14 protein-coding genes are annotated in these 21,759 nt (G+C 61.0%); 10 read left to right on the top strand and 4 right to left on the bottom strand.

Features of this window, described 5'->3' with window-relative positions:
- Positions 1 to 363 precede the first annotated feature (363 nt).
- Positions 364 to 1,194: a sugar transferase gene (locus ACSOSP_RS09700; RefSeq protein ID WP_455306066.1), complete on the top strand. Its 831-nt coding sequence runs from the start codon at positions 364 to 366 to the stop codon at positions 1,192 to 1,194.
- A 1,811-nt stretch (positions 1,195 to 3,005) separates the two neighbouring features.
- Here ACSOSP_RS09700 and ACSOSP_RS09705 read toward each other — a convergent pair.
- The gene (locus tag ACSOSP_RS09705; protein ID WP_455306068.1) at positions 3,006 to 4,607 is read right to left on the bottom strand and encodes a hypothetical protein; all 1,602 of its coding nucleotides are present in this window, start codon (positions 4,605 to 4,607) and stop codon (positions 3,006 to 3,008) included.
- A gap of 2,007 nt (positions 4,608 to 6,614) precedes the next feature.
- Between ACSOSP_RS09705 and ACSOSP_RS09710 the strand changes: the two genes are divergently transcribed.
- Positions 6,615 to 7,418, top strand: coding sequence for a DUF2242 domain-containing protein (locus ACSOSP_RS09710; protein ID WP_455306070.1), 804 nt, complete (start codon positions 6,615 to 6,617; stop codon positions 7,416 to 7,418).
- Positions 7,419 to 7,607: 189 nt separating this feature from the next.
- Here the strand turns inward: ACSOSP_RS09710 and ACSOSP_RS09715 are convergent, their stop codons facing one another.
- A complete protein-coding gene (locus tag ACSOSP_RS09715; RefSeq protein WP_455306072.1) occupies positions 7,608 to 9,719 on the bottom strand; it encodes a D-(-)-3-hydroxybutyrate oligomer hydrolase in 2,112 nt (703 codons plus the stop codon).
- 220 nt (positions 9,720 to 9,939) lie between these two features.
- Entirely contained in the window at positions 9,940 to 10,299 is a 360-nt protein-coding gene (locus ACSOSP_RS09720; protein ID WP_455306074.1) for a BON domain-containing protein, read from the bottom strand.
- Positions 10,300 to 10,431: 132 nt separating this feature from the next.
- On the opposite strand from ACSOSP_RS09720, the gene ACSOSP_RS09725 reads away from it, so the two are divergent.
- The 7 genes from ACSOSP_RS09725 (at position 10,432) to ACSOSP_RS09755 (ending at position 18,275) form a co-directional block, all read left to right on the top strand.
- The gene (locus ACSOSP_RS09725) at positions 10,432 to 10,893 is read left to right on the top strand and encodes a hypothetical protein (protein ID WP_455306076.1); all 462 of its coding nucleotides are present in this window, start codon (positions 10,432 to 10,434) and stop codon (positions 10,891 to 10,893) included.
- Between the two features lie 254 nt (positions 10,894 to 11,147).
- The gene (locus ACSOSP_RS09730) at positions 11,148 to 12,503 is read left to right on the top strand and encodes a TAXI family TRAP transporter solute-binding subunit (protein WP_455310912.1); all 1,356 of its coding nucleotides are present in this window, start codon (positions 11,148 to 11,150) and stop codon (positions 12,501 to 12,503) included.
- 70 nt (positions 12,504 to 12,573) lie between these two features.
- A complete protein-coding gene (locus ACSOSP_RS09735; protein ID WP_455306077.1) occupies positions 12,574 to 13,224 on the top strand; it encodes a 2-hydroxychromene-2-carboxylate isomerase in 651 nt (216 codons plus the stop codon).
- A gap of 233 nt (positions 13,225 to 13,457) precedes the next feature.
- Positions 13,458 to 14,435 carry a LysR family transcriptional regulator gene (locus ACSOSP_RS09740; protein WP_455306079.1) on the top strand — a complete coding sequence of 326 codons (978 nt, stop codon included), beginning with the start codon at positions 13,458 to 13,460 and terminating at the stop codon, positions 14,433 to 14,435.
- Between the two features lie 216 nt (positions 14,436 to 14,651).
- Positions 14,652 to 15,866 carry an MFS transporter gene (locus ACSOSP_RS09745; protein WP_455306081.1) on the top strand — a complete coding sequence of 405 codons (1,215 nt, stop codon included), beginning with the start codon at positions 14,652 to 14,654 and terminating at the stop codon, positions 15,864 to 15,866.
- Positions 15,867 to 16,840: 974 nt separating this feature from the next.
- On the top strand, positions 16,841 to 17,422 hold the full coding sequence (locus ACSOSP_RS09750) for a DinB family protein (protein ID WP_455306083.1): 582 nt from the start codon (positions 16,841 to 16,843) through the stop codon (positions 17,420 to 17,422).
- A 106-nt stretch (positions 17,423 to 17,528) separates the two neighbouring features.
- Positions 17,529 to 18,275, top strand: coding sequence for a GntR family transcriptional regulator (locus ACSOSP_RS09755; protein WP_031362741.1), 747 nt, complete (start codon positions 17,529 to 17,531; stop codon positions 18,273 to 18,275).
- Here the strand turns inward: ACSOSP_RS09755 and ACSOSP_RS09760 are convergent, their stop codons facing one another.
- Positions 18,276 to 19,658 (bottom strand): CoA transferase, encoded by a 1,383-nt coding sequence (locus tag ACSOSP_RS09760; protein ID WP_455306085.1) that lies wholly within the window; start codon positions 19,656 to 19,658, stop codon positions 18,276 to 18,278.
- Between the two features lie 172 nt (positions 19,659 to 19,830).
- On the opposite strand from ACSOSP_RS09760, the gene mdtD reads away from it, so the two are divergent.
- The gene (gene mdtD, locus ACSOSP_RS09765) at positions 19,831 to 21,279 is read left to right on the top strand and encodes a multidrug transporter subunit MdtD (RefSeq protein WP_455306087.1); all 1,449 of its coding nucleotides are present in this window, start codon (positions 19,831 to 19,833) and stop codon (positions 21,277 to 21,279) included.
- The last annotated feature ends 480 nt before the right edge of the window (positions 21,280 to 21,759 follow it).

Raw genomic sequence — 21,759 nt, forward strand, 5'->3', positions numbered from 1 at the left:
CTGAATCAAATTTATTGACGAAATGCGATACCCGTGACGATCCGAACAGCGTCTCTCGGGTGACTAATCTGATTCACCGTCAACTATCAGAAAACGCTCAGCCAAATCGCTCCTCGGCGGCGATTAGTACTGCCCGGTGATTGGTTAGACGATATTCGGATCTTGAGCGCCTTGCGGCTTAAAACAGCCCTTTTAGCCGCTAAAAAACACATCGATTTAGCCGAATTGTCATCATGCTGCCTCTTTTGTCTTCGTTGTGAGGGGAATGAATCGGCGCTCTCGCATTTCCGTGTGGCAACGCACGTTCTGGGTTTTCGGCGGAAGGTATAAACATAGCCATGGACTCACCAAAGAGAGATGCAAATGAAAGTGCTGATGGAGAAACGCGCCATGTCGAGACATCTTATGCCCGCCAGTATTCCGGCAGCCCACAGTCGTGAATTATCCGTGTCTCGCGGAGATAGCTTGCCCGACTCAACAACCTGCCTGGATGCAGGCTCACCGGACGCATCTCTCGATGTGTCAGCTAGCCAAGGGTTTCAATCTGACGAATCAATCGCTCGCGGCATGGCTTTGTCGCTTACGACAAGGAACGTCGTCAAGCGGACGATAGATATTGTCGGCGCTTCATCCTTGCTGATTGCCATGTCTCCTATCCTGCTCGTCATGGGCGCCATTGTGATGAGCGACGGAGGCCGCCCTGTCTTCGGTCACCTTCGGGTAGGCCGCAACGGCCGAAAATTCCGGTGTTTAAAGTTCCGCTCCATGGTCACCGGCGCGGACGTAGTCCTCAAGCACCTTTTGGCAACCGATCCGAAAGCGCGCGAGGAATGGGAGCGGGATTTCAAGCTCAAGAACGATATCCGGATAACACCGATCGGCCGGTTGCTACGCCGCACCAGTCTCGATGAACTTCCTCAACTCTGGAACGTGCTCCGCGGCGACATGAGCCTCGTTGGTCCGCGGCCGATAGTTGATGAGGAGTTGGCAAGATATGGCGCCGACGTGCACTATTATCTCGAGACCAAACCGGGCATGACAGGCTTGTGGCAGGTCAGCGGAAGAAATGATGTTGACTATGCGACAAGGGTTTCGCTTGATGTTTCTTACGCCAAGGAATGTTCGCTTTCGCTCGACATATTAATTTTGCTGAAAACGTTCAAAGTCATCTTCAAGAGAGACGGGGCGTATTGAATATTGACCAATCCTGCACGTAGCAGGTCGCGTGATTTGGCAAACAGGATGCCACCTCGAAAGCTCGCGGTGGCATCGGGTACGATGAAGAAACAGGTGGGACCGGGGCTCGCAGAACCTGGATCGCGATAGGCGCCTCGAGTTCGCTTGATAAATGAGGCGCGAGTCACCGGAGTCCATAGTGGCCCTGCAGGGGTCAAGCCGCAACCAGGCTGATGGTATGGACTCCCGCCTCCTCCAGGGCGCACACTTTCCGAACCACGTTCGGGAAATTCTTGATGCGCTCGCTAACCACCGGTCTTGATATTGCGAAAAACGTTTCGCACGTTCAAGGCGTTGATCGCAGCGACGCAACGATCTACAGCGCAAGCTCTGTCGAACTGACGCAATGACGTTCTTCTCCAATGTGGAGCCGGACCGGGTGGTATCGAGGCTTGTCATGGTTCTCGCTTCTGAACCGTGAATTTACCTCGTTATGCCACGCCGTCCGTTTGCTATCGATACATTGGCGACCTGCGCTGCGGTATCGCAGACAAGCATTCACACTGTATCGATCAGGAATGCCGAACAGCAGTCGCTGCAGTCAGCTCACGGTATGCGGGAGCGGTTCATTCAAGAGCAGACAGCGAAATCGAATCAGATTGAAACCACGGTTGCAGAAGATGATTTCATCTTTCCCGCGGACCTTATACAGCTACGGTTGGCAATCGTCGCTAGTCAACAGCTCCGATGTACGCATCACACGCTTACTCAGACGCTTCGGATCGATACCTCGAACAGCTAACGGTCCTACAGCAATGGCTCGACGAACTTAATATCGAGACTGCGCGCGAACATCCATGATGGCTATCCGAAGCAGTATCTGAAGCTGGCCAGCCGCATACAAGCCTTTGCTGCGAGTTATCAGGACGCGCTCGCCGATCCGGCGTCGAAAGATCCTGTCGTGCGCAACGCCGCCCAGTCACCACCACTAAAGCCGCGACACGCCATGCGTAGATCTGCTAGTCGTGCTCTGCGGCGCACTGCTTGTAGCGGTCGGCATACATAGCGAGTCGTCGTTGATCAGGCATTCGAATTCGGGTGAGTTCGCTTGCTTGAGAACGAATGGTTGATAAGACGCCGTCGACTTACAAAGCTGACAGATACAGGGTTTCAAGCCAAATGGCATTACTCGGACGGAGCGTTTTGCGAGGCATCGCAAACGTTGTATGAGACCTCGCGCACCTTCGCAGCACAACTAGCCCCAGTCGCGTGGCGCAGCGCACAGAACGCCGCCCCCATCCTGTCATTCTTAGCGCACATCGTGTCCTGCCAACGTGCGAGCGCGATACAGAAACGCGTTTCATACAGGAGATAATATGAGCACTACTTATAAATCAAGTTTGAGAACCGCTCTCAAGGTGAGCTGCATCGTTCTCGCCAGCGCTATACCAGGACTGGTAAACGCGCAGGCCGGAGCTCTGCCGCTTGCCGGAGCGCCCATTTCCCCCTGCTACACCATGCCGTCGAGCGATTGCGGACCTGTTGCACCCACGGCCGTCGCAAAAGTTGCTGCGTTGAGCACTAACGGCGCCAACGAAGAATATGGCTCCGATTCGAACGGGACCTCAAGCGTCGGTGCGGGTTTGGTCGTTTCCGCAAATGGAGGCGGATCCTCTGGCAGCACGTCGAGTGGTAGTGGCGCGGGCAAAGGCGGCAGTTCGGGAACCAGCTCCGGCTCTTCAGGTAGCAGCTCGGGTGCTGGAGGCACCGGCGCGGCTGGCAGCAACTCAAGTGGAGGAAGCGGGGGCACCGGCGGTGGAGTCGGCAACTCAAATGGTGGCAGTGTAGGGTCGGGCGGTAGTACGGGCGGTAGTACGGGCGGTAGTACGGGCGGTAGCACCGGTGGCAGCACAGGCGGTAACACAGGCGGCAGCACAGGCGGTAACACAGGCGGTAACACAGGCGGCAACACGGGCGGCAGCACGGGTGGTGATACGGGCGGTGATACAGGAAGCGGCTCGGGCCACGGGCATGGTCATGGTCATGGCCACGGCGATGGCCACGGCGATGGTCATGGCGACGGTCATGGCGATGGCCACGGTGATGGTCATGGCGACGGTCATGGCGATGGCCACGGCGATGGTCATGGCGATGGCCACGGCGACGGTCACGGCGATGGCCACGGCGACGGTCATGGCGATGGCCACGGCGATGGTCATGGCGATGGTCATGGCGATGGCCACGGTGATGGTCATGGCGATGGCCACGGTGATGGTCATGGCGACGGTCATGGCGACGGTCACGGCGATGGCCACGGTGATGGTCATGGCGATGGCCACGGCGACGGTCATGGCGATGGCCACGGCGACGGTCATGGCGACGGTCATGGCGATGGCCACGGTGATGGTCATGGCGACGGTCATGGCGTTGGCAAGGGCGACGGTCACGGCGACGGTCATGGCGACGGTCATGGCGATGGCCACGGTGATGGTCATGGCGACGGTCATGGCGTTGGCAAGGGCGACGGTCACGGCGATAGCCACGGTGATGGTCATGGTGATGGTCATGGTGATGGTCACGGTGATGGTCACGGTGATGGTCACGGCGTTGGCAAGGGCGATGGCCACGGTGATGGTCATGGCGACGGTCATGGCGACGGTCACGGCGATGGCCACGGCGATGGCCACGGCGACGGTCATGGCGAAGGCCACGGCGACGGTCACGGCGTTGGCAAGGGCGACGGTCATGGCGATGGCCACGGTGATGGTCATGGCGATGGCCACGGTGATGGTCATGGCGATGGCCACGGTGATGGTCATGGCGACGGTCATGGCGAAGGCCACGGCGACGGTCATGGCGAAGGCCACGGCGACGGTCATGGCGTTGGCCACGGCGACGGTCATGGCGACGGTCATGGCGATGGCCACGGTGATGGTCATGGCGATGGCCACGGCGACGGTCACGGCGTTGGCAAGGGCGATGGTCATGGTGATGGTCATGGCGATGGCCACGGCGATGGTCATGGCGATGGCCACGGCGTCGGACATGGCGATGGTCACGGCGGTGGCAACGGCAACGGCGGGGGCAGTGGTCACGGCGGCGGTCACGGCGGCGGCAACGGCGGCGGCAACGGCGGTGGCAACGGCGGCGGTAACGGCGGCGGTAACGGTGGCGGAAACGGTGGCGGAAACGGTGGCGGAAACGGTGGCGGAAACGGTGGCGGAAACGGTGGCGGAAACGGCGGCGGCAAAGGCGGTGGCAACGGCGGCGGAAACGGCGGCGGAAACGGCGGCGGAAACGGCGGCGGCAAAGGCGGCGGAAACGGCGGTGGAAACGGCGGCGGTTACGGCAGCGGTCACGGTGGCGGAAACGGCGGTGGCAACGGCGGTGGCGGTGGCGGTGGCGGCAACGGCGGTGGTGGCGGCGGTCACTGAAGCAGGTAGCGCTTTGCGCGAACGAGGGGACACGGCGACGACTACCGCCGTGTCCTCCCGGACCACGTTAAGTTGTTACCCTGCGGCCAGTCGACCCGCATCGCGATTGCGTTATTTCGCTGGTGCTCGTCGACGGGAGATAGTCACCCCGGTGCACGTTGCTGCGAGGCACGTGGCACGTGCACTGATTGACTGCCCCGCCGCTAAGTATTTTGCGACGCTGCAGCAGGGGTATCTCAGGCCACGGATTCTGACTTCGGGCGTTACCGCGCCAGAGGTTTGGGTCTCACCGTTACGCCCGTTCCAGGTATATGCGCATCGATCAGGACGACCGATGTGCTTTTTGGATCACGTAGTGCAGTGTGTCCGTCGTGCGTGCACCAATGCACCCGTTGCGCGAATGTCTTGGGCACAACTCCCGGCACGCAGCGCAACGCTGCGATGGCTTTAACTGGCGCCTGAACTCGACGCCGCGACAGTTGTCACCAGAACGTGCGCGGTGCAGCAATCCTTTGCCTCGGTTCCCAAAACACTCTTCCATCGTTACCCTAACTAAAAATATAGTTAGCCATGACGATGATGCCGGATGCCCATTCTCCTGCTGGCTGTGTATCGATTCGTCAAAGGCGACGAGCGGGCACATGTGGCTCCAACAAGAGCCATGCTCTGAAATTCCTCCGTATATTGACGGGCGCGGCGGCGTCCAGTTTGTTCATCGCAACCCACTCTGGAAGCTGACTGCATCCGATCTCGCGTGAATTTCGTTCCCGGAGACGGCGCACCATTTGGCAGACGAGACAAGGCGCGACGCAGGCCAAGCCAAACGTAGAATCTTGTCTAGCCCAGACCAGCCGCTCTCAGCGTTCGTTCTGAGGACGAAAAGGAAGAGGAATACGAACACGAATCCGCGCGAGAGCGCAGCGTTGTCATGACGTTGGGCGACTTCTCGCGACGCCTAAGCGGCGACTGCAAGGAAAAGACGGCAGCGGATTCAACTCGAAGCCTGTCCGGGAAGGCTTGTGAGGTAAGCTATGTCGCCGTGGCGCGCCGGAGTATCGGAGTAGGTCAGGGAACCAGGCAATAAGCTGTGTCTGATCGAATGCACTTGTGTTGGTCTGCGCTACCACCATTTTCCGATATTCAACCGATAAGGAGAGTACTAGATGTTCAGCTTTTTCACGCACGCCGCATGCTTTTTTGTCGGTGTGCTCATCGGCGTCTTTGTGTGCGCTTTATGCGTGGCCCGAGCCAGGACGCCGGGCGACGACAGGTAAGTCGGCGCCGCAAAATTCAGCACGCGAACCAAGACGAAGCTGTCGTTGCTGCAGGGAACAACGAGGGGGCATGCTCCAAGGATTAGAACGCAGCAACAAAGAGAGCGGCTCGCATCGAGGCACGCACCATCCACACAGCCATGCAGAAAAAAAATGCCGCTAGCAGCGTCAGGCGAACAATCGCACGCAGCAGCCGGCGCGATCCTGACCGATAGCCCAAGCGTTTAGAACCACGCGGGTACAACACCGTTTGCCGCACGTCACCGCGTTTGCTCCTCGAGCTTGCCGGGACTTTGCTTCACCTGACCGATGATCGGTTCAACAGCCCGGCGTCGCTTCTATCACCGCTGCGGAATTGGCTGGCGCTTTATGTTTCACGCGGGAAATCAACTGCAAATAGATCGACTGCAAACCCGGCGACAAAGCGAACGAGTCTAACGAACCTCCTTCCCGGAAAGGTTCGAAGTCAGAGAACTCAAAGAATCAAGGTTGCTCGCCCGATCCAAGCACGTGCTCGCACCAAGAGTGCTTGAACATCAAATACCTCAGACAATTAGAGCAAGGCGGGACCTATCGGCGTTCTGACGCGCTTCGGGACATTTGGACAAGCGCTCTCGTGAGCGTGATACCGGCATGCAATATCCCGGTAATTTCCTGCTTTTTACGTTCACTCGCCCGGCACACTACAATCTAGCTCGCCGATGTCCTTCGTTTCATCCTGCCGACTGTCATGCACACCCTGTTTGCCCGCCCGATTTCCCGTCTTTCGCTCGCCCTGCCCCTGCTGATCCTCGCCGCGTGTGGCGGCAAAGCAGCGCCCACGCCCAGCTACCAGGCGGAAATGTTCTCGACGGGGGCCAGTCCGTTCGCCCGCAACTACGACGCCACCAGCCAGGAAACCTGCGAAGCTTCACGCCGGGCGTTGCTGAGCCAGGGTTACATGACGACGATGACGCAGCCCGATACCATCGACGCCACGAAGAACTTCCAGCCGTCGGCCGATACGCACGTGGTGGTGTCGTTTCATGTGGTCTGCACGGCGGGCGAGAACGCCACCAACACGAGCATCGCGTACGTGAACGCCGTGCAGGACGGCTATACGCTGAAGAAAAGCGACACGTCGGCGAGCGTGGGATTGAGCGTGCTCGGCTCGCTCTCGCTGCCGATCCGCTCGAACAGCGATTCGATGGTGAAGATTTCCAGCGAAACCGTCCCGGCAGGCAAGTTCTACGAGCGCTTTTTTAGCCTGGTCGACCATTATCTGAAAACCGTGCCGCGCAGTTCGCCCATTCCCGGCGAGAGCGTCAGCAGCCAGGCGCTCGCGCCGTCGCTGATTCTGAACTCGCCGGACCTCACGCCAATACCTATCGTCGTGCAGACGCCGGCCGCGAGTTCGGCCGCTCGCGCAGAGTTGAGCACCGGTGCCGCTAATGCCGCACGAGCGGCGAGTGCTGTTTCAGCCGCCAGCGCCACGTCGGTGACAGCGGCTACGCCGGCTTCCGCGCCGGCGGCCGCGTCGGCGACCACGCCTTAAGCGCTTCCAGCCGGTGCATTCATGCTGTAGCGAATGGCGCACCGGCCGCTGCCAAACAATCAATCGAATATCGCACCGGGCGGCGCCCCAACGGCCGCCGATTCAGCGACCGTGCCTCGACCAATAGAACATCGCACCCGTCCGATACCCTCGCCGGCCAGCCTTTGACCGGCAAGATCAAGACTTCCCTCAATTCGGCACATTCACCCCGCCACCGCCGAACGTGATCGCGTTCGCCCCGGGCGACGCGGAAATCGCCGGCAAGTTGTTCACCGATAAAGCCGGCGCCGCCCCCGCCGTACCGCCCCGCGGCACCGTGTGCACGACCTGCGACGGCGGCAAAGGCGCCCCGCTCTTCAAATGCGCCCACATCAGGTTCAGTGCCTGAAGGTTGTAGTACTGCAGCGGCACGAAGCGGTTATCGAAGCCCGCGACGCTCAGGAACGCATCGAAATGCTGGCCGTTCGTCACCTCGTAAAACGACAGATTGCTTGCATTGCCCTCGGCCAGCTTGTTCATCGCGGCGTACGGGCGCGACGCGTGGTTGATCGGCACGAGCGTGTCCGAACGCCCCTGCACGATAATCGCCGGCTTCCCGTGCAGATTGGCATTCACCCGGATCGCATTGACGCTCGCGGTCATCCGCGCGTCGCCGTTGGTCCACAAACCACGCAGACAAAACGCGCCGAAGAAACTGGCGTCGGCGGTAGCGAAGCGATGGTCCGCCGCGCCCGAATTCCCCGCGTTATAGACAAGGTTGATGCCATTGGTCGGCGGCACGCCATTGCCATTGCCGAACACGGTCAGCATCGGAGAAACCGCCGGGCTGACTCCGGCTGCACCTGTCACGGCATTGGTCGTGCCAAAACTGAAGTTGCAGAGGTTATCGGCGACGCTCGACTGCGTGTACGCATTGGCATACGTCACGGCGACCGCGGGTACGGCCTGCGAATCCCACATCGGCGCCTGCAGGAAGTCGGAGTCCGTCTGATAACCGGCCTGATGCAGCAGGGCAAGGGCATTGGTGGCCTGGCTCGCGACGTCGCCCCCGGAAACTACGCCGTTCACCGCCAGCGACGCGCAGCGCGCCGCCCGGATCGACGCGGTCGTGGCCAAAGGCAACGTCGACAGATACGGCGCGCCCACCGCGGCCGGCGCCAGCGCTGCGCAAGGCTGCAGCAAGTTGGCGAGCGTCATGTAATCGGCGAGCGGCCGGCCGAACGACGCCACCGCCAGGCCGCCCTGCCTCACCGACACCTGCGAAGGCACGTTCAGGTTGATCTGCGGCTCGCCCACGACCACCGCCGTGATCCATCCCTGCGTGTCCTGCTCGGCGGCCGCGAGCGACGCGCCGCCGCCATTGCTCACCGAGGCCGCGATGGTCGTCACATCGCCACGCTTATAGCGGATCTGGCGCGTGCTGCCGTTGAGTGTTCCGTAGCTGTCGTTGAGCGCCCAATACGCGAACTGGATCGCCTGCAGCGTATTCGCACCCCAGTTTTTCTCCGGATTCTGCTGCGAGTGGGCGTGCTTGAACGCGTAGCGATTCGGGAATTGCGCGTTGAACGCGGCAAGATTCGAGCTCCCGAGGTTCGCCGTGAACACGCTGGTCTTGCCGGCAGCAACGGCGTTGAGGACCGTACCGTCGATAAGCGTAATCGTGTTCGTCGCCAGTTCGTGCGCGCCGTTGCCCGTGCCTTTATCGGTGTAAGCGACTGCGCAGCCGCGTTTCAAGCCCCATTCCCCCGCCGCCGATATCGCCCCGTACACGCCGCGCGACCCGGACGAAGTGGCCGTGACGATGCACGGCTGGTCGGGATTGAAACTCGCCGGGATCTGCACGAGCAGACTTACGTTAAGCGTGCCGCTGCCGTCGTCGGCGAATGCCAGATATTCCTTGCCGGCGATCATCCCCTCGCCGAGGGTGTCGTTGCCGTTCAGGTCGACATTCGGCCCCCAGAAGCGCCCGTAGCCGCCATTGGCGGACATATCGACGAGCGCGCGGTAGTTCGAGTAGATCGCGAGACGGCGTAAATCAGCGGCGCTTGGTGCGGCTGAGTTGGAAATGGCCGGTGGCGTTGCCGATGCGAGTCCGTCCTTGCCCAGCCCCGCGGTCAGCAGGTCGTCGGTCGTGCCGTCGTAGGTTTGCGTGCGAACGCCGCCCGAGATGAAGTTCGGGAGCGCATTGTTCTGAGAACCATTACCGTTGTTGTTGTTCCCGTCATCGTCGCCGTGACAGGCCGCCAGGCCGAACGCCGCCATTGCCAGGGCAAGCGCCGCGGCTCCCGGAAATCGTTTCATCGTCGCTCTCCAGTACGTTGTTTTTATCCGGCGTACTTCTTTCGATCCGATGCAAACAGGCAACCCGCTCCTGCTCTCAACCAGGAAGCTCGAGCCCATAAGGCATAACGGGTTCCGGTGCGAAGCACCGGAACCCGTTATTTAAACCACTGGACAAAACCACGTCGCACGCTGCAAAAACACTGCAACGACGCGCCGCAGTCCAGGGCTCAGGGAAATATCAGCCTCCACCACCGTTCGGCTGAGCCAGCGTCAGCTTGTTCGACACGGAGACCACGCCGCTCACGCCCTTCGCCACTTCCTCGGCCTTCGGAATCTGAGCGCCGTCCGGCACCGTGCCCGTCAGCACAACTGCACCGCCACGCGCGCGTACGAAGATGTTCGACACGTCGATGCCCTGTGCCTTGCTCAATGCACGACGCACATCGAGGCCGAGCTTGCGGTTGACCTTCTTGGTGGTCTTGGCCGACGTCGCTGCGTCCGTCGCGGCTGTGGCATCACTTGATTGAGCATAGGCGCTCGACGCCACTGCGACGCACACCACGACGCTCAGCGCCTTCAACATATCGACTACTTTCATGACTTCTCCTTTTGTTTCGCTTTAACTTCGCAAAGTGTTGCTCTAGTGCTTCTTTTGGACCGCATCAACCCAGCGGCTCGGCTACGACATCTTGCGGTCTGTGTACCACCGACGAGCAAACAATCGACGCACATGCGATACAAACAGACCGGCGATGCTGGCGACACGGTGTTGCGAGAGACTGGCGAAAAACAAATGTCCGGCTGTTCTTATGCGAGTGTCAACATTACCGCTGGCACGAGGACAAAAACAAGAACAACGCAAAGACAAAAGCTGCTGCACATCGTACGACGCGGCCGGTTCTGCTCGGAGCAACGCTCCGAATGCCGGTTTGGCGGCGCGGATGCTGGTTATACGGCGGCGAACGTCAATTTAATCCAGCCTTGCGAGAAGCGCAAAGCATTTAACACGATGAAGTGCACACTCGAGCGTACTTATCCATATTGTCATGCCGCCTTAGGGCCTGCCCGTGATCCAACGGCACGGGCGATCCTGTACCATCGGCGAAAATTGCAACAGGGCGCGCGCACTGAATGTAACAGCAGACGTTTGAATGTATTAGCACAGGCATATTTCACTGCTGCGACTGAATAAAAGGCTTAACCCATCGAATAGGAGATATTTAGCCATCGCTGCTTTGTATAGTGAATGAGTGGATACGAGGGTTTTCCCTTTCCCGCTTCTCGTTTATACACACTCATAGCCGTTTATAAATCCGCTGCTTTTACGGTTTTGCGTCAACGCAGGTGCCCGCTCCATCGAACCCGACAATGACCCAAACTCCCGGCCAAGAACCTCCCGCTCAGGAACCCCCGAAGAAACTCCGCACCCGGCGCATCGCTCCGACCATGGCGCGTTTCGTCGCGATCTCGTGGCGCGACCTCGCGATATCGTTCGGACCCATCCTGCTGATCAGCGCCGCCGCGATCTATCTCGCCGTGCGGCTGATCCAGCCCGCGCCGCCGAGTACGCTGACGATGTCGGCGGGAACCAAGGGCAGTTCGTTCTGGAACGACGCGCAGCAGTACAAGAAGATCCTTGGGCGCAACGGCGTCACGTTGAACGTGCTGGAGTCGCAGGGTTCGCTCGATAACCTGCAAAAGCTCGAAGATCCGAAGGTGAACGTCGATGTCGGTTTCGTGCAGGGCGGCATGTCGGCGCCGGGCGCGCAGGACAAGCACGAAAACCTGGTCTCGCTCGGCAGCGTTGCGTATGTGCCACTGGCGGTGTTTTATCGTGGTCCGCTGCTGACACGGCTTTCAGAACTGAAGGGTAAGCGGCTCGCCATCAGTACCGAAGGCAGCGGCACGCGCGCGCTCGCGCTGGCGGTGCTGAAGGCGAATGGCATCGAGCCGGGCGGTGACACGGAATTGCTGCCGCTGAGCGGCGACGCCGCGGCCAGCGCGCTGATGGACGGGAGTATCGACGCCGCGTTTCTCACCGGCGATTCCGCGCAGCCGCCGACCATGGGCAAGCTGTTTCGCACGCCCGGCATCCATTTCTTCGATTTCACCCAGGCCGACGCCTACGCGCGGCGCTTTCCGTACCTGAAGGTGATCCTCTTGCCGATGGGCGCCCTCGATCTGGCGAAGAACGTGCCGCCGCACCCCATCCACCTGATTGCGCCCACAGCCGAGCTGATCGCCCGCGACGGCCTGCATCCGGCGCTGTCCGACCTGTTGATCGAAGCCGCGAAGGAGGTGCACGGGCGCGCGAACCTCCTGCAGACGGCCAACGAATTCCCCGCGCCGCTGCAGCACGAGTTCCATATCAGCGACGACGCCGAGCGTTACTACAAGTCGGGTAAAAGCTTCCTGTACCGGACGCTGCCGTTCTGGATCGCGAGTCTTGCCGATCGCGTGATCGTGTTGCTGGTGCCGATCATCGTGGTGCTGATTCCGGGTTTGCGGCTCGTGCCGGGGCTGTACCGGTGGCGGGTGAAATCGCGGATCTACAAGATCTACGGCGCGCTGATCGGCATTGAACGCGAGGCCATGAGCGACCCCGAACCGGCCCAGCGCGAGGCGCTGATCGAGCGGGTGGATGGCATCGAAAATGCGGTGAACCAGATGAAGATGCCGCTCGCCTACGCCGACCAGTTCTACGTGCTGCGCGAGCATATTGGCTTTGTGCGGCAGCGGCTGACCATCGCCCAGGCCGCCGCACTCGATGCTCAGGCAGACAGCGTTCAGCACACCACGTAATATCGAAAGAAGCAGCAACGGTAGCCGGTTCGACGGCTGCCGCGACGAGCAACGCACCAGGGAGATTCATATGAGCGCCTCGCCTTCCATCGATCCGCGCCAGCCGTACTTTTTTTTCGATTTCAACTCTCCCTTTTCGTACCTGCTGCTCGAACAGCACGAAAAGTGGCCGAACATGCCGTTCGAGATCCTGCCTATCGACTATCTAAAGCTCCTCAAGCACTGGGGCCAGCCGATGCCGGGCAACATTCCGCCAAAGCGTGTGTTTATCTATCGATACGCGCTCTTTCGCGCCGAACAGCTCGGTATTCCGTTCAAGATGCCGCCGTCGCATCCGTTCAATTCCAGCAAGGCGCTGCGCCTCGCTGTGGCGGCGGGCGGGGAAATTGGCTGCATCCGCGAGATTTTCCGCTTCATCTGGAAGGAAGGCCGCGATCCGTCGACCGAGCAAGGATTCGATGACCTGTGTCGCCACGTGGGCCTGCCCGACGGCGCAAAGATGATCGAGCTGGAGGAGGTCGAGGCGAAGTTGAAGGCCAATGTCGAGCGCGCGGTGGAACTCGGCGTGTTCGGCGTGCCGACGTTCGTGGTGAACCAGCAATTGTTCTGGGGCGAAGACACCCTTCCGATGGTGCTCTACGTCGCCCGTTCGCCGAACTGGCTTGAGGGCGCAGAAGTGCAGCGGATCAGCAATTTGCCGCGGACCGCGCCGGCCGTGTGAAGCGGCGCATAGCGAGGTTCGGCAGGGTCGGGCCGCGCCGGCTAACAGGCGAGCCCCTGCCCTATGCCATGCATAGCATTCACGCTATGGCGTGCGGGTTCGGCCGGGCTTAACGTAGCGCAGTAGTGCATTTTCGATCGGACGTGCGCAACGCCCGATCGTCCCGTGACGAATTGATGTGCATCACGCTGCGCATCATCCAGCCCCAAGGGTCCGCCCGAAGACCGCGCTCCATGACCGATCCAATCGATCCCGCCGATTACGCCAGCTCCGCCGCCGATTCCCTCGACATCTGGCTGATCCGCGTGCTGCAAACGCTGCTGACCGAGCGCAGCGTCACCCAGGCCGCGCTGCAACTGGGGCAAACGCAACCCGCCATCAGCACGGCGCTGCGGCGGCTGCGCGAACTGCTGCACGATCCCATTCTCGTGCGCGGCAAGCAGGGCATGGTGCCGACGGAGTACGGCGCGTCGCTGCTGCCGGCCGTGCAGCGCACGCTGCGCGAGGTCGAGTTCGTCGCCACACCGCATGGCGCCTTCGATCCCGCCACGTCACGGCGCACGTTCCGGGTCGCCGCGCCTGATTACCTGAACGACTTCTTCATGCCGACGCTGATTCGCGCGTTCCGCGTAGCGGCGCCGAACGCACGGCTGGAGATTGAGTCGCTGACGCCGACGCTCGATCACGAACGCGCGCTCGATGAAGGTGATCTCGATCTGGTTATCGGCAACTGGGAGAATCCCGAGCCACGTTTTGTGCGCCGCGATCTCTTCACCGACAGCTTCGTGTGCCTCATGCGCCGAGGCCATCCGCTCGCACGCGAACCGCTGACAACGGCACGCTATGCGCACGCGGCGCATCTCGCGCCCACCACCTACAGCGGCGCGAAGCGTCATCCCATCGATATAGGCTTGGCGGGTGCGGGTATCCGGCGACGCATTGTCACGACCATTCCGTACTTCGGTCTCGTGCCGCAAGTGCTGCTGCAATCCGACCTGATCTTCACCGCCACGCGGCGCTTCGCGCTGCATTACGCCGCGCTGTTGCCGCTCGTGGTCATGGAATCGCCGATCGAGTTTCCGCCGATCGAAAGTTACCTGATGTCTTTGCCCGAGGTTAGCAGGCCCACCGACCTGGCCTGGTTGCAGGCGCTGATGGCCGATGTCTCCCTGGAGTTGACCGGGCAGCCCGCGGCCGAAGAAAACCGGTAAGAGTTTCCCGCTCGCCTGCTTTATGCCAGATGGCTGTTGTCGAGATGCATATTCTTCATGCACATCTCAAAATTGCGCAAACCTTCCGAAAGCCCTTTCCCAACAAGCCTTTGCGCTATTCAGCGGGTCCTGAAAACGCGTCCGGCGTGCTACATGTGCGCTCAACCTATGGGAGAATCACGCTTCTTCAGTGATATCAACCCCGCACTTACCCCAATGTCCACCGAAGCCCCGTTGTCCCGACGCGCCGATCTCGCCATTACCGGGCGGATCGTCTCGGTCGTCACGTTCACGTTCATTTGTTACCTGACCATCGGTGTCCCGCTCGCGGTGCTGCCGGGGTTCGTGCATACGGATCTCGCCTACGGATCGGTGATGGCAGGCGTGGCGATCAGCGTCCAGTACTTCGCAACGCTCGCCTCGCGGCCGCTCGCCGGGCGCACGGCGGACACTATCGGACCGAAACAGACGGTGTTGTACGGGCTGACCGCCTGTGCGATCAGCGGCGTGCTGCTGTTGAGCGCTGCGCTTGCGTCGCAGTGGCATTCGGTGAGCCTGGGGCTCTTGATCGTCGGCCGTCTTGTGCTTGGCTTCGGCGAAAGCTGGGTCGGCACCGGTGCGATCACGTGGGGTATTGGACGGGTTGGAACCGGCAGCAGCGGACGCGTGATTTCGTGGAACGGCATTGCCACGTATGGCGCGCTCGCTATCGGCGCTCCGCTTGGCGTGGCGATGGAACGCTCGCTCGGATTTGCGTCGCTGGGCGTGCTCGTGATTGCGCTCGGCGGCCTGGGGTATTGGCTTGCCACGCGCATGGCGGCTGTACCGATCGTGCATGGCGAGCGCATGTCGTATCGCAGCGTGTTCTTTCGCGTGCTGCCGCACGGCATGGGCCTCGCGTTAGGGTCGGCGGGATTTGGTTCGATCGCCACGTTCATCACGCTGTTTTATGCTGCGCACAACTGGCCCGATGCAGCGCTTTCGCTGACCGTGTTCGGCACGATGTTTGTCGGCTCGCGGCTCTTGTTTGCCAACACGATCAAGGTCTTTGGCGGCTTTCGCGTGGCTATCGTGTCGTTTGCGTTTGAGTGCGTCGGGTTGCTGATGCTCTGGCTTGCCGCTGATCCGGCCTTTGCGCTTGCCGGCGCTGCGCTGACCGGGTTTGGCTTCGCGTTGATCTTTCCGGCGCTTGGCGTGGAAGCGGTCGGGCTTGTGCCGCCAGCCAGTCGCGGCGCGGCATTGTCGGCGTATTCGGTGTTTTTGGATCTGTCGCTGGGCGTGACGGGGCCGCTGGCCGGGTATGTCGCGGGGGAGTTTGGGTTCAGCTCGGTGTATCTGTTTGCCGCGGTGGCGTCGGCGGCGGGGGTCGCGTTAACCGTCGCGATGTATATGCGCACAGGGCGCGGGGTGGGTGGGGCGGCGACGGCTTAGGCGGTTGTGGGTCGGGTTTCCAGGGTTCTGCGGTAGCGGTCGGAGTCAATGCCGGGGTGCCAGGTTCCTGCGGTAGCGGTCTGAGTCAGTGCCGGGTTGCTGCTTTCCGGGTTAGTGGTCTGCGTGAGTGAGCTATTCTCTTTATCACTATTAGCCACTGCGCGTGGCGGCGCGTCATTTCTTTGTCCAAAGCGACAAAGAAACGAAGCAAAGAAAACGCTTTCAAAACGCGGGCTCGTAAGTTGACCTAGCGTGCACTTTCTACGTTTTTGGCACCCCAAAAGCACGGTGCTCGCAAGAGCCACGGATGTGTGAAACCCTCCTTCTCCGAACACGGATACCCACACGCTTCGCCACCAGTGACTGAACCTGCCCAAGGGACACTCCGCGCTATCCGCGAAAAACCATCCTCCGAATTTGTACGCATGCCGAACCACGTCGCCAACCCACCTCGAAACGAGGTGCTCGGATAGATGAGGCCCCACCAGCAAAAATAACCGGGTCGATCATCCCGACCAAGCAGCTAACCCATGAAGACCTGAAGCGGTAAATACGCGCGATGCCGTGCGGGTTTCCTTGGCGCTCGTGCTTGCCCGAGAGCGTACGGGGCGAAGCGTGTGCGTGTAAGAATTCGCGAGAAGGAGGGGTTCAAACATCCGTCGCTCTGGCGAGCACCGTGCTTTTGGGGTGCCAAAAACGTGGAGGCTGCACGCTGGGTCAACTTACGAGCCCTCGTTTTGAAAGCGCTTTCTTTGCTTCGTTTCTTTGTCGCTTTGGACAAAGAAATGACGCGCCGCCACGCGCAGTGGCTAATAGTGATAAAGAAATGAGTTCACTCACGCAGACCACCAACCTTAAAAGCAGCAACCCGGCAATGAACCCGACCGCTACCGCAGGAACCTGGCACCCCGGCATAGACTCCAACCGCTAGTCCCAGAACCCCAAACCCGTCCACCGGCGCGAGCGAAAACACCATGTCCGACTTCCTCTCCCGTCACTTCCTCAGCATGGCCTATAACAACGCGTGGTCGAACCATCGGCTATTGAAGGCGTGCGCTTCGCTGACCCAGGCGGATTTCGTCGCGCATCGAACGAGCTTCTTCCCGTCGATCAAGGCAACGCTCAACCACAACCTGACCGTCGACTGGTTTTACATCGATGCGCTCGAACGCGAGCAGCGCCAAGAGCTGCCCCATCCACAAATCATGTCCTTCTTCGATCCGGAAGAACCCTTCGATACCTGCGCCGACCTGCAGCGCGAGCAACGGCTGGCAGACCGGCGGCTTATCGACTACTGCGCTCAACTCACCGACAACACCCTCGAGCGCCACGTGACCCTCCTCCGCCCGCGCGCAAAACAGCAGGAAACACGCACGCGGCTGCTGGCACACCTGTTCGAGCACCAGATTCATCATCGCGGGCAAGTGCATGCGATGCTCGCCGGCACATCGGTCGAACCGCCACAACTGGACGAATTTTTCTGCGATATCGACGCCGCCCTGCGCGCCGCCGACCTCGCCGAAATGGGCTTGAACGAAGCGATTGTCTGGGGATAAACGAAGGGCTTATCTCCCTCTGTCCACGGGTGCCGCTTCTCATTCAGTCCCCGTCACCCCGCTGCTTGTCTTAGAATCTGCCCTTGGTCCCCACTTCCAGCGCTCTATGAACACGACATCGGAGGACCGCTGGCGCGACTTGCGCCCGGACCCGGACAGTGACACCCCGCTTTATCTCCAGCTCGCCCGCAAGCTCGGCAACGCGATCCACGACAACCGCTGGAACGCGGGCGAAGCGCTGCCCTCGGAGCGCGTGTTGTCGGAGGCGCTCGGGGTATCGCGGATTACATCGCGTAAAGCGATCGCGTTGCTCGTCGAACAAGGGCTGATCCGGCGCACCCAAGGCGCCGGTTCGTTCATCACGCCGCGCTATGAAGACCCGCTGTCGCGGCTGTCGAGCTTCAGCGAAATGCTGCGTCGACGCGGTTTTACCCCCGGTTCGAAGTGGCTCTCACGCGTGATCGAGCCCGCGAATCGCGATGAAGTGATCCAGCTCGGGTTATCGCCAGCGGCGGCCGTGACACGCTTGCGCCGCTTGCGCACGGCCGACGGCATTGTGATGGCCGTTGAGAACTCCACCTTTCCGGCGGCGCTGATTCCCGACCCGCTCGCCGTTGGCGATTCGCTTTACAGCTTTCTGGAGCAGCGCAACCTGTCGATCGTGCGCGCCCTGCAGCATTTCCGCGCGGTGAATGCGACCGATGAAATCGCCGCGCAAATGGGCATCGCGCCGCACGACGCGCTGCTGCTGATCACGCGCGTGGGTTATACGGCCGACCAGCGCCCGATCGAACTCACCGATACCTACTGCCGCAACGATTACTACGACTTCGTCGCGGAACTGCGCAAGTAGTTACCACCAAGCCGGCTGATGGGTGCCAATAGGCACCGGCGGCGAACCCCAGTACGGTGGCGTCAGCGACATGCGCTCAGGCGGCTGCGTACACGTCAGCGTGCCAAACGGCGAGGCGATGGTTTGCAGCATGTCGCGGACATCGTCGAGTTGGGGATCGGGCACGTTCTGGCCATCGTCGACCAGACCCATCGATTGCAGCCAGCGTCCGGTGCGCGCCAGCGCCACGCGCACATGCCAGCTTCCGCCTTCGGTGGCGCGTCGTTGCAACGCGATCATCGCCCCGAATGCTGCGAGATAACCGGTGGCGTGATCCAGTGCCTGGCAGGGCAAGTGGCGAGGTTGCGTCTGACCAGCCGCTTGCGCTTCCGTCCAGGCGATCCCGCTCGCCGATTGCACGAGGCTGTCGAAACCGCGCCGTTGCGACCAGGGCCCTTTGTGCCCATACGCCGATATCGTCACGTACACGATGCCCGGTCGCAGTCGCGCGGCTTCTTCGGGTCCAAATCCGTGCGCGGCAAGCGCGCCCGGGCGATAGCCTTGCAGGAAGATATCGGCATCTTTCAATAATGCACGCAGCGATTCGCGGCCGCTTTCATCGCGAAGATCGAGCGTCGCCGAGCGTTTGCCGCGACCGTTGTCGATCACCAGCGGCGGAATGTTCGGCAGATGCGGACCGTTGATGAGCAGGACATCGGCGCCATGTTCGGCGAGCGTTCGCCCTGCAACCGGACCCGCGATGATGCGGCTCAGATCCAGCACGCGGACGTCGGACAAGGGCCGTTGCGGTTCACCCTGGCCTATTGTTTCCGGCGACGCATCGTCGAGCTTGACGATCTCCAGCAGCGGTATTTCGCCAATCGCCTGAGCCTGCGGCAGGCGCGCCCATTCTTCCGGCGTGCGGATCAGCGCGGCGCACAGGCCGGCATCGGCGAGCGCATCGTCGAGACTTGCGCCGTCCCAATTGCGGATGGCCTGCGTGACCCCGGCGTGATCGTTGGTGCATCCCAGCAGCTTGATCACTCCATCCCGATGATGCTTGAAGTTCGTATGAAGCTGGATCCAGCGGCCGTCACGCGTCTCGTAGAAACCCATCAGCGGATCGCGCAGCTCCGGCGGGTTGTCCGCGCCGATGCGCAAATAGCGCTCGCTGCGGAACGCGATCGCGGCGCGGCGGGTGTAGATGTGCACGTCCTGCGGCCGCCCCGTGCGATGCCTGTAGCACTCCGCCGCCGCTAACGCCGACGCGCCCACGCTCGCCGCCGCCAACGCACTGACCCGATACACCGACGGCAGTATCCTTTCGTCGCCGCTGACCGTGAGATGTTCAAGCGCTTCTGGATCGCCCTGCGCCAGACGCCAGAGTTCTTCGACAACTTTCATCGCCATGCTCCTTGTACACCGCCACGGGTTCACTCTCGATTGCTATGGACCGCCGGCGCTCCAATCAGTTTCAGGAACGTTTCAAGCGGCCCGCCGATTGCTGCACACATCCGCGCGCAATCATGACTCACATCCACGTAAAATCACGGCACTCCCTCCGCCGGCTCCTTTCATGCCCGACACAATCCGCTCGACCGTTGCCCCCACACCCTCGCCTCAATCGCTCACCATCATGTTGTGGCTGGTCGCCACGGGGTTCTTCATGCAGACCCTCGACTCGACCATCGTCAATACAGCCCTGCCGGCCATGGCGAAAAGCCTCGGTGAAGCGCCCCTTCGCATGCAAGGCGTGGTCATTGCGTATTCGTTGACCATGGCCACCGTCATTCCGTTTTCCGGGTGGCTGGCCGACAAACTCGGCACACGTCACGTCTTTTTCAGCGCGATCCTGATCTTCACCATCGGCTCATTGCTTTGCGCGAATGCCCATTCACTCATGCAGCTCGTTGTTTATCGCGTGGTGCAAGGGGTGGGAGGTGCAATGCTGCTGCCTGTCGGACGCCTCGCGTTGCTGCGCGTGGTGCCAGCCGAACGTTACCTCAGCGCCATGTCATTTGTTGCAATTCCGGGATTGATCGGGCCGCTTATCGGGCCGACGCTCGGCGGCTGGATCGTGCAGATTGCATCGTGGCACTGGATCTTCCTGATCAACGTGCCGGTGGGCGTGATCGGTTGTATTGCCACGCGGCTCTTCATGACCGATAGCCGCAACCCGTCCACCGCGCCCTTCGATCTTGCCGGTTATCTGCTGCTCGCGGTCGGCATGGTCGCGCTGACCATCTCACTCGATGGCCTCGCCGATCTCGGCCTTCAGCACGCCATCGTGCTCGTGTTGCTCGTGCTGAGCATGGCGTGTTTTGTCGCTTACGGGCTGCACGCCGTGCGCGTTGCGCAGCCGATCTTCTCGCTCGATCTCTTCAAGATTCATACGTTCAGCGTCGGCTTGCTCGGCAACCTGTTCGCGCGCATAGGCAGTGGCGCGATGCCGTATCTGCTGCCGCTGCTGTTGCAGATCAGCCTCGGTTATTCGCCTTTTGAAGCCGGTCTCATGATGCTGCCCGTGGCCGCCGCGGGAATGGCGTCGAAGCGGATTGTGACGAGCCTGATCATGAAGCGCGGGTATCGCCAGGTACTGATGGTCAACACGGTGCTGGTCGGGCTCACGATGGCCAGTTTCTCACTCACCAGCGCCGGTCAGCCGCTTTGGCTGCGGCTTGTGCAACTGGCGTTCTTCGGCGGCGTCAACTCCATCCAGTTCACCGCGATGAACACGCTCACGCTGAAAGACCTCGGAACCGGTGGCGCCAGCAGCGGCAATAGTTTGTTTTCGCTCGTGCAGATGTTGTCGATGAGTCTCGGCGTGACTATCGCCGGGGCGGTGCTTGCGACTTTTACCGGGATTCTGCCGAAGGTTACCGAGACGAATTCGTTGCCGGCCTTTCATGCCACGTTCCTTTGTGTGGGCGTTATTACGGCTGCGTCGGCGTGGATTTTTGCGCAGCTTGGGCCGGAGATTCGTGCTGTGAATACGAAGAAGACTGATCCGTCGGAAGCGCATTAGCGGTGGGATTTTGCTCGCGCCGGTGGACGGGGGTTTGGTGGGTTTGAAGTGGCTGGCCGGTTCCGGGGTTAGCGGTCGGGGTTAGCGGTCGGGGTTCGTGCCGGGGTTGCCAGGTTCCTGCGTTAGCGGTCGGGGTCTATGCCGGGTTGCTGCTGCTTGGCTTGGCGGTCTGCGTGAGTGAGCTATTTTCTTTATCACTATTAGCCACTGCGCGTGGCGGCGCGTCATTTCTTTGTCCAAAGCGACAAAGAAACGAAGCAAAGAAAACGCTTTCAAAACGCGGGCTCGTAAGTTGACCTAGCGTGCACTTTCTACGTTTTTGGCACCCCAAAAGCACGGTGCTCGCAAGAGCCACGGATGTGTGAAACCCTCCTTCTCCGAACACGGATACCCACACGCTTCGCCACCAGTGACTGAACCTGCCACAGGTGCACCCCGCGCTATCCGCGAAAAACTATCCTCCGAATTTGTACGCACGCC

Source organism: Caballeronia sp. KNU42, from assembly GCF_053760385.1.

Excerpts from the sequence above, each read along its gene's own strand:
- ACSOSP_RS09700 (WP_455306066.1), top strand. The coding sequence starts at position 364 with ATGAAAGTGCTGATGGAGAAACGCGCCATGTCGAGACATCTTATGCCC.
- ACSOSP_RS09710 (WP_455306070.1), top strand. The coding sequence starts at position 6,615 with ATGCACACCCTGTTTGCCCGCCCGATTTCCCGTCTTTCGCTCGCCCTG.
- ACSOSP_RS09715 (WP_455306072.1), bottom strand. The coding sequence starts at position 9,719 with ATGAAACGATTTCCGGGAGCCGCGGCGCTTGCCCTGGCAATGGCGGCG.
- ACSOSP_RS09720 (WP_455306074.1), bottom strand. The coding sequence starts at position 10,299 with ATGAAAGTAGTCGATATGTTGAAGGCGCTGAGCGTCGTGGTGTGCGTC.
- ACSOSP_RS09725 (WP_455306076.1), top strand. The coding sequence starts at position 10,432 with ATGCGATACAAACAGACCGGCGATGCTGGCGACACGGTGTTGCGAGAG.
- ACSOSP_RS09730 (WP_455310912.1), top strand. The coding sequence starts at position 11,148 with ATGGCGCGTTTCGTCGCGATCTCGTGGCGCGACCTCGCGATATCGTTC.
- ACSOSP_RS09735 (WP_455306077.1), top strand. The coding sequence starts at position 12,574 with ATGAGCGCCTCGCCTTCCATCGATCCGCGCCAGCCGTACTTTTTTTTC.
- ACSOSP_RS09740 (WP_455306079.1), top strand. The coding sequence starts at position 13,458 with ATGACCGATCCAATCGATCCCGCCGATTACGCCAGCTCCGCCGCCGAT.
- ACSOSP_RS09745 (WP_455306081.1), top strand. The coding sequence starts at position 14,652 with ATGTCCACCGAAGCCCCGTTGTCCCGACGCGCCGATCTCGCCATTACC.
- ACSOSP_RS09750 (WP_455306083.1), top strand. The coding sequence starts at position 16,841 with ATGTCCGACTTCCTCTCCCGTCACTTCCTCAGCATGGCCTATAACAAC.
- ACSOSP_RS09755 (WP_031362741.1), top strand. The coding sequence starts at position 17,529 with ATGAACACGACATCGGAGGACCGCTGGCGCGACTTGCGCCCGGACCCG.
- ACSOSP_RS09760 (WP_455306085.1), bottom strand. The coding sequence starts at position 19,658 with ATGAAAGTTGTCGAAGAACTCTGGCGTCTGGCGCAGGGCGATCCAGAA.
- mdtD (WP_455306087.1), top strand. The coding sequence starts at position 19,831 with ATGCCCGACACAATCCGCTCGACCGTTGCCCCCACACCCTCGCCTCAA.